The sequence below is a fragment of the Achromobacter sp. GbtcB20 genome, from assembly GCF_019091095.1.
Classification (GTDB): Bacteria; Pseudomonadota; Gammaproteobacteria; order Burkholderiales; family Burkholderiaceae_B; genus Achromobacter; species Achromobacter mucicolens.
This window is the reverse complement of record NZ_JAGXJZ010000003.1, coordinates 119,741-126,162: the sequence shown is the minus strand read 5'-3', so window position 1 is coordinate 126,162 and position 6,422 is coordinate 119,741. Positions and strand designations below refer to the sequence as shown.

Below are 6,422 nucleotides of genomic sequence, written 5' to 3'. Positions count from 1 at the left end.
AGATGCCCGAAAAAATGTGAAAATCCGTTTCATGCCCCCAACCCGCCGTTTTCGTAGCGCGCTGACTCTGTGCCGTGTGGCGCTGCTATGCCTGGCTTGCGGGTGGAGCGGCAGCTCGGCGCTGGAGATCAACACGGACAGGCTGCAAAGCCTGTCCGCCAGCCGCTACGGCGCCAAGGGCGCAAAGTCCGTATCGAACTGGCTGCAATTGCTGCGCAGCCCCGCTCCGGCATCGGATCGCGACCGCCTCACCGTCGCCAACGACTTCTGGAACCGCGCCCTGCTCTCCGGCGAGGATTCCATCATCTGGAAGCAGGCCGATTACTGGGCCACGCCGCTGGAGTCGCTGGGCCGGGGCGCCGGCGATTGCGAAGACTATGTCATCGGCAAGTATTTCACCCTGCTCTCCATGGGGGTGCCGGCCAACAAGCTGCGCTTCATCTATGTGCGCGCCCGCATCGGCGGCGCGGCCAGCAGCGCCCAGGTGGCCCACATGGTGCTGGGCTATTACGAAACCCCGAATGCCGTCCCGCTTGTGCTGGACAGCCTGATTTCAACCATCCTGCCGGCCACGCAGCGGCGCGACCTGACGCCGGTGTTCAGTTTCAACGCCGACGGCGTCTACGTGGACGGCAAGGCGGCCGCGCCTGTCGACCGCCTCAGCCGCTGGCGCGACCTCCTTCAACGCATGGAACGGGAAGGCATCCGCCCCTGACGTCCGGAAACAAGACTATGTCCATACTTCGACAGCTACTGCTCAGCGTGACCCTCGCCATCAGCGTCATCTTGCTGGGAACGCTGGCGCTCAGCGTCAACTCGGCGCGCGAGTACCTGTCGGGCCAGCTTCAGGTGCAAAGCACCGACGCGGCCGTATCGCTGGCCCTGTCCTTGTCGCAGCCGGCGAACAACGACCCGGTCGTGCAGGAACTGCTGGTGTCCGCGCTTTACGATGGCGGGCACTTTTCGCTGGTGCGCCTGACCGATCCCGACGGCAAGGTGCTGATCGAACGTCGGTCGACCGCCACTGCCGCGTCGGTGCCTGCGTGGTTCCAGGCGCTGGCGCCGCTGGATAGCCAGGCGGCCAGCCATGCGGTCAGCGACGGCTGGCGGCAGATTGGCGAAGTCACCCTGATCGCCAACGATGCCTACGCCTGGGAAGCCCTGTGGCGCAGCAGCCTGAAGATGATTGCGCTGGTGGTCGGCGCGGGGATCCTGTGGGCCATCTTCGCCTTCGTTCTGGTCGGGTGGATCAAGAACCGTCTGCTGCGCGAAATCAGCGACCACGTCCGCGGCATCGGCCGGGATGCGCCGGGCGAGCAGGTCGAGGCGCGGGTGCCGGAACTGTCCGGCGTGGTGCAGGCGTTGAACCAGACGCGCGAGCGCATTCACGCCAGCGTCGAAGAACAGAACGCCAAGATCGAGTCGCTGGAACTGGAGCTGAACCAGGACCCCGTAACCGGATTACCCAACCGCAAGTATTTCGTCAATGAGTTCCGCCGCGCGTTGGAAACCCGGCCTGCGGCGGGAACGTCGCGGGTCGATGGCGGGCATGTGCTGGTGTTCCGCCAGCGCGACCTGGCCGACCTGAACCGCCACATGCCGCGCGAATTCATCGATCAGTGGCTGCGCACTGCCTGCGAACGCATTCAAGGCACGCTCAAACGCATGCACGTCGCCGCGCCCATGCTGGCGCGACTGAATGGATCGGACTTTGCGCTGCTGCTGCCGGGCTGCGCGGCGCCCCAGGCCATGATGGTGGCCGAGCAGGTCCGGGCCGACCTGCATGCCTCGCGCATTCCAGTCGGCGAAGGTCATCTTTGCCGCTGGGCGCAGGCAATGACGGACTATGGACACGGCAGCCAGGCTGGCGCCGTGCTTGCCCGCCTGGATTTCGGCCTGATGCGCGCGGAGAGCGCCGGCAACGACCAGGTCGTCATCGCGGGCGCCACGGACACGCATTCGCCGTCGGAAGCCGGCGAGCGCGCCTGGAAGGACGCCATCCAGACGGCGTTGGAAGGCCGTCACTTCGAACTGTCGACCGAACCCCTGCTGGCGCTGAATGGACGCGTCGTGCGCACCGAAGCCATGCTGATGCTGCGCACTGCCCCGGATCAGGAGCCGATTCCCGCCACGCTTTTCATTCCGCCGGCGGTGCGGCTGGACCTGGTGGCCGAGTGCGATCTGGAAGCGGTGCGGCTGGGCCTGGAATGGCTGGCCAGCCACGCGGGCGAGCTTGCCGTGCGCGTGTCGCTGCCGTCGCTGCGCGGCCAGAAGTTCCTGCGCCAGCTTGCGTTGCTGCTGACCGAAAACCGGCCGCTTGCGCGCCGCCTGTACGTGGAAATCGACGCGCACGGCCTGGTGGAATGCCACGAGCAGATCACCGCGTTTGCCCGCGTCGCCGCGGAGTTCGGCGCCCATATCGGCGTGCGCCGGCTGGCGCAGCAGTTCGGCGCGGTGGCGCAACTGCACACGCTGCCGTTGTCCTACGTGAAACTGGGCGGGGGCTTCGTGGGCGGCATGTCGCAAAGCCCGGGCAGCCAGCAGCTCACGGCCTCGGTGCTGGAAACGGCCCGGTCGCTGGGGATTGCCGTCTATGCGGAAGACGTGCCGGACGCGGAAACCCAAGGCATCCTGCAAGGGCTGGGCATCGACATCATGCGAGGCCAGGGCGTCAAGACGGCGAGCGTGGAGTAAGCGGGACGGTCCGGGCTGAGCCCGGCAAGCCGGCGGGCGCCCCAACCGGAGCGCCGCGCCCCCCGCGCGATCAGCGCGCGGCTTGTCCCTTGGACTGCTCGTAAAGCGGCATCACCTTCTGCGCCGCCGTTTGCAGGTCGCTGATGCGCGAGGCTGCCGACGGGTGGGTGGACAGGATCTCGGGCGGTGCGCTGCCCTGGCTGGCGGCGCCCATCTTCTGCCACAGCGTCACGGCCGCACGCGGGTCGTAACCTGCCCTGGCGGCCAGTTCAACACCCATGCGGTCCGCTTCGGTCTCGTGCGTGCGGCTGTTGGGCAACGTGAACATCACATTGGTCAATTCGCCGCCCAGGTCCGACGCCGCCGACGATCCGGTGGCAATGGACAACACCTGCAGGCCCAGGCTGGTAGCCATCTGCTGGGACACGCGCTCGCGGGCGTGTTCACGCAACGCATGGGCGATCTCGTGGCCCAATACCGCAGCCAGCTCATCGTCGGTTGGGTTGATCTTCGAGATCAGGCCGGTATAGACCGCGATCTTGCCGCCGGGCATGCACCAGGCGTTGACCTCGTCGCTGGACAGCACGTGGACTTCCCATTTCCAGCTTGTGGCATCCGGACGGAACACGCCCGCCTGCGCGATCAAACGCTGCGAGATGCCGCGCACCCGCGCCACCTGCTTGGCGTCCTTGTCCAGCAAGCCCTTGGACTTGGCCTGCTGCAGGATCTCGGCGTATTGCTGGGTTGCTTCCTGTTCCAGCGCCTGCGAAGGCACCATGCTGGACATGTACTGGGTGCGGTTGACGCCCACGGCGCCCGACTGCGTGGTGTTCATGCCGGTGCAGCCCGCCAGCGCGGCCAGCGACAGCACGGCTCCGGCATTGCGCAGAAAATGACGCTTCTGTTTCATGTCGGCCTCCAAGCCATTTTCAACAACGGAAAAACGTATCAGACCGCGGCGGCGCCGCACTGCCCGCGATGGCGCAGCGCGTGGTCGATCAGCACCAGCGCCAGCATCGCCTCGGCGATCGGCGTGGCGCGGATGCCCACGCAAGGGTCGTGACGGCCCAGCGTCTGCACCATCACCGGCTCGTTGGCGCGGTTGACCGAGCGGCGCTCGACACGGATGCTGGAAGTGGGCTTGATTGCGAGCGACACGGTGATGGGCTGCCCGGTGGAGATGCCGCCCAGCACGCCGCCGGCGTGGTTGCTCAGAAAGCCATCGGGCGTGATTTCGTCGCCATGTTCCGAGCCGCGCTGCGTGATGCAGTCAAAGCCCGCGCCTATGGAGACGCCCTTGACCGCGTTCAGGCCCATCATGACGTGGGCGATGTCGGCATCGAGGCGGTCGTAGATGGGTTCGCCCCAGCCGGCCGGCAGGTTCTCGGCAACGACCTCGATGCGGGCGCCGATGGAATCGCCATCCCGGCGCAACTGGTCCATGTAGGCTTCCAGTTCGGGCACGACCTCGGCGTTGGGCGCATAGAAGGGATTGTTGGGCACTTCGTCCCACGAAACGAACGGGATGGCGACGGGGCCGAGCTGGCTCATGTAGCCGCGCACCTTGACGCCGTACTGCTCGGACAGCCACTTCTTGGCGATGGCGCCGGCCGCCACGGTGGGCGCGGTCAGGCGGGCCGACGATCGTCCGCCGCCGCGCGGGTCGCGCACGCCGAACTTGTTCCAGTAAGCGAAGTCGGCGTGGCCGGGCCGGAAGGTGTCCTCGATATTCGAGTAATCCTTGCTGCGCGCGTCGGTATTGCGGATCAGCAGGCCGATGGGCGTGCCGGTGGTGACCCCTTCGTAAACGCCGGACAGGATCTCGACCTGATCGGCTTCCTGGCGCTGCGTCACATGGCGCGAGGTGCCCGGACGGCGGCGGTCCAGTTCGAACTGGATGTCGGCCGCGGTGAGGGCCAGCCCCGGGGGACAGCCGTCCACGACGCAACCGATGGCCGGCCCGTGGGATTCGCCGAAATTCGTGACGGTAAAGAGAGTACCTAGGGTATTGCCGGGCATAAGGAGTCAACAGGTCGGGTTTGCAAGCAACCCCGATTATGACACCGCCGCAGCCAAAGCCTGGATTTCGGCGGCCGGCGCAGGCCGTCCCAGCAGAAAACCCTGCATCACCCGGCATCCCAGCGACTTGAGGATTTCGCGTTGGCCTTCCGTCTCGACACCTTCGGCCACCACCGGCAGGTGCATCGCCTGGCACAAGCCGAACAGGGCGGAAACCACCTCGCGGCTGCCGGCGTCCGATTCCAGCGCGGAGATAAAGCTGCGGTCGATCTTGACCCAGTCGATGGGCAGATGGCGCAGATGGTTCAGGCTGGAATAGCCGCACCCGAAGTCGTCCAGCGCCACCCCGATACCCATGTCGCGCAGCGTGTTCAGGATCTTCACGTGCCGCTCGTAGTGCAGGATGAAGATGGATTCGGTGATCTCCAACACCAGCTTGCGCGGCGACAGGCGGGTGGCGGCCAGCACGTCCGACACCAGTTGAACCAGCCCGTCCTCGTTCATCTGCTTGACCGACAGGTTCACATGCACGCGCCACGCAGCCGGCCATAGCGCCGCTTGCGTGCAGGCTCGCTCCAGGATCCAGGCGCCCAGCGGCACGATGAGGCCGCTGCGTTCGGCCAGCTCGATCGTCACGGCGGGCGACACGCTGCCCAGTACGGGGTGATGCCAGCGCAGCAGCGCTTCGCACCCCTGCACCACGCCGCTCGCACTGTCGCAGACCGGTTGGTAATAGAGTTCGAACTGCTCCATGACTGGCGTTGTCAGGGCCAGCCGAAGGTCGTTTTCCAGGCCCTGCTGGTCCCGCTGGCGTGCCAGCAGCCGGAAGTCGAAGAGATTCCACCCCTGGCCGCCCTGATCCTTGAGCGGCACCATCGCGACCTGCACGCAGCGCTGCAATTCCTCGACGCTGCGGCCGTGGGCCGGGTACAGAGCGGCGCCGATGCGAAAGACGGCAATAAGGGGACGGGCGCCCAGTTCATAAGGCACGCTCAGGTCGGCCAGCAGCTTGGCAGACACCTGGGCAGCGCCCTCCTCGTCAACGCCGGGCACGCAGACGGTGAACGAGTCGGTCCCGGTGCGTGCGGCCATGCCCCCGAGCGCGCGGGCAACCAGGCTGATGCGATCGGCCACCTGAACCAGCAGCGCCTGATCTTCACCGGCCCGCAGCATGGCGCTGATCTGGGCATAGTGCTCGAAGCTGACGAGAAAAAAAGCGCCGCGCCGGGTCGTGCCCTGCGGCTGGCCCAGCCAGGCGCGCACGCGACGATGCAGCTCCTGCTGGCTAAGGAGGCCGGTCAGTTCATCCCGCGTCAGGCGTCGGCGCAGCGCGCGCTCGCGGCGGAAGAACAGCAGACTGATCGCTGCAAGTGCGCCCGCGAGCGTCAGGCACAGTGCGAGCAGGTAACTCTCACGCACGGAGCCCCCTATCCATAAGCCCCCGGCGTTGCGGCCCGACCACGGGCCCGGGGGCTGTAACATATTTTAAATTATGCATTGTTTTCGCAAAAAAACGCCACATTTCGGAGGCAACGCGCCCCTTTTATCCTGACTTTCCTTGGATCCTTGTTGCTCGCTTCGGTCATGGCGGGGCCCCTGGACGGCGATCGCTGGCCGGTCCTTTCGCCATGCCTCGGTCCATCTACGACACCGCAACCCGAAAAATTAATACGCAGTGTCTCAATAGTTCTCAACCGGACCATTCTCAC

General features: G+C 66.1%; 5 protein-coding genes. 2 read left to right on the top strand and 3 right to left on the bottom strand.

Annotated features, from left to right (window positions below; genetic code table 11):
- Positions 1-31 precede the first annotated feature (31 nt).
- Positions 32-715, top strand: a complete 684-nt coding sequence (locus KVT32_RS05825) for a transglutaminase-like cysteine peptidase (protein ID WP_217617817.1) — start codon at positions 32-34, stop codon at positions 713-715.
- Positions 716-732: 17 nt separating this feature from the next.
- Entirely contained in the window at positions 733-2,694 is a 1,962-nt protein-coding gene (locus tag KVT32_RS05820; protein WP_152383943.1) for a LapD/MoxY N-terminal periplasmic domain-containing protein, read from the top strand.
- 70 nt (positions 2,695-2,764) lie between these two features.
- Here KVT32_RS05820 and KVT32_RS05815 read toward each other — a convergent pair whose 3' ends face one another.
- The 3 genes from KVT32_RS05815 to KVT32_RS05805 are packed head-to-tail and all read right to left on the bottom strand — an operon-like array spanning position 2,765 to position 6,132.
- Positions 2,765-3,604 carry a M48 family metallopeptidase gene (locus KVT32_RS05815; protein WP_152383942.1) on the bottom strand — a complete coding sequence of 280 codons (840 nt, stop codon included), beginning with the start codon at positions 3,602-3,604 and terminating at the stop codon, positions 2,765-2,767.
- Between the two features lie 38 nt (positions 3,605-3,642).
- On the bottom strand, positions 3,643-4,713 hold the full coding sequence (gene aroC / locus KVT32_RS05810) for a chorismate synthase (protein ID WP_152383941.1): 1,071 nt from the start codon (positions 4,711-4,713) through the stop codon (positions 3,643-3,645).
- A gap of 36 nt (positions 4,714-4,749) precedes the next feature.
- Positions 4,750-6,132: a GGDEF domain-containing phosphodiesterase gene (locus KVT32_RS05805; RefSeq protein ID WP_279991918.1), complete on the bottom strand. Its 1,383-nt coding sequence runs from the start codon at positions 6,130-6,132 to the stop codon at positions 4,750-4,752.
- Between the last annotated feature and the right edge of the window lie 290 nt (positions 6,133-6,422).

Coding starts and splice junctions, on each gene's coding strand:
- aroC (WP_152383941.1), bottom strand. CDS start 4,713: ATGCCCGGCAATACCCTAGGTACTCTCTTTACCGTCACGAATTTCGGC.
- KVT32_RS05825 (WP_217617817.1), top strand. CDS start 32: ATGCCCCCAACCCGCCGTTTTCGTAGCGCGCTGACTCTGTGCCGTGTG.
- KVT32_RS05815 (WP_152383942.1), bottom strand. CDS start 3,604: ATGAAACAGAAGCGTCATTTTCTGCGCAATGCCGGAGCCGTGCTGTCG.
- KVT32_RS05820 (WP_152383943.1), top strand. CDS start 733: ATGTCCATACTTCGACAGCTACTGCTCAGCGTGACCCTCGCCATCAGC.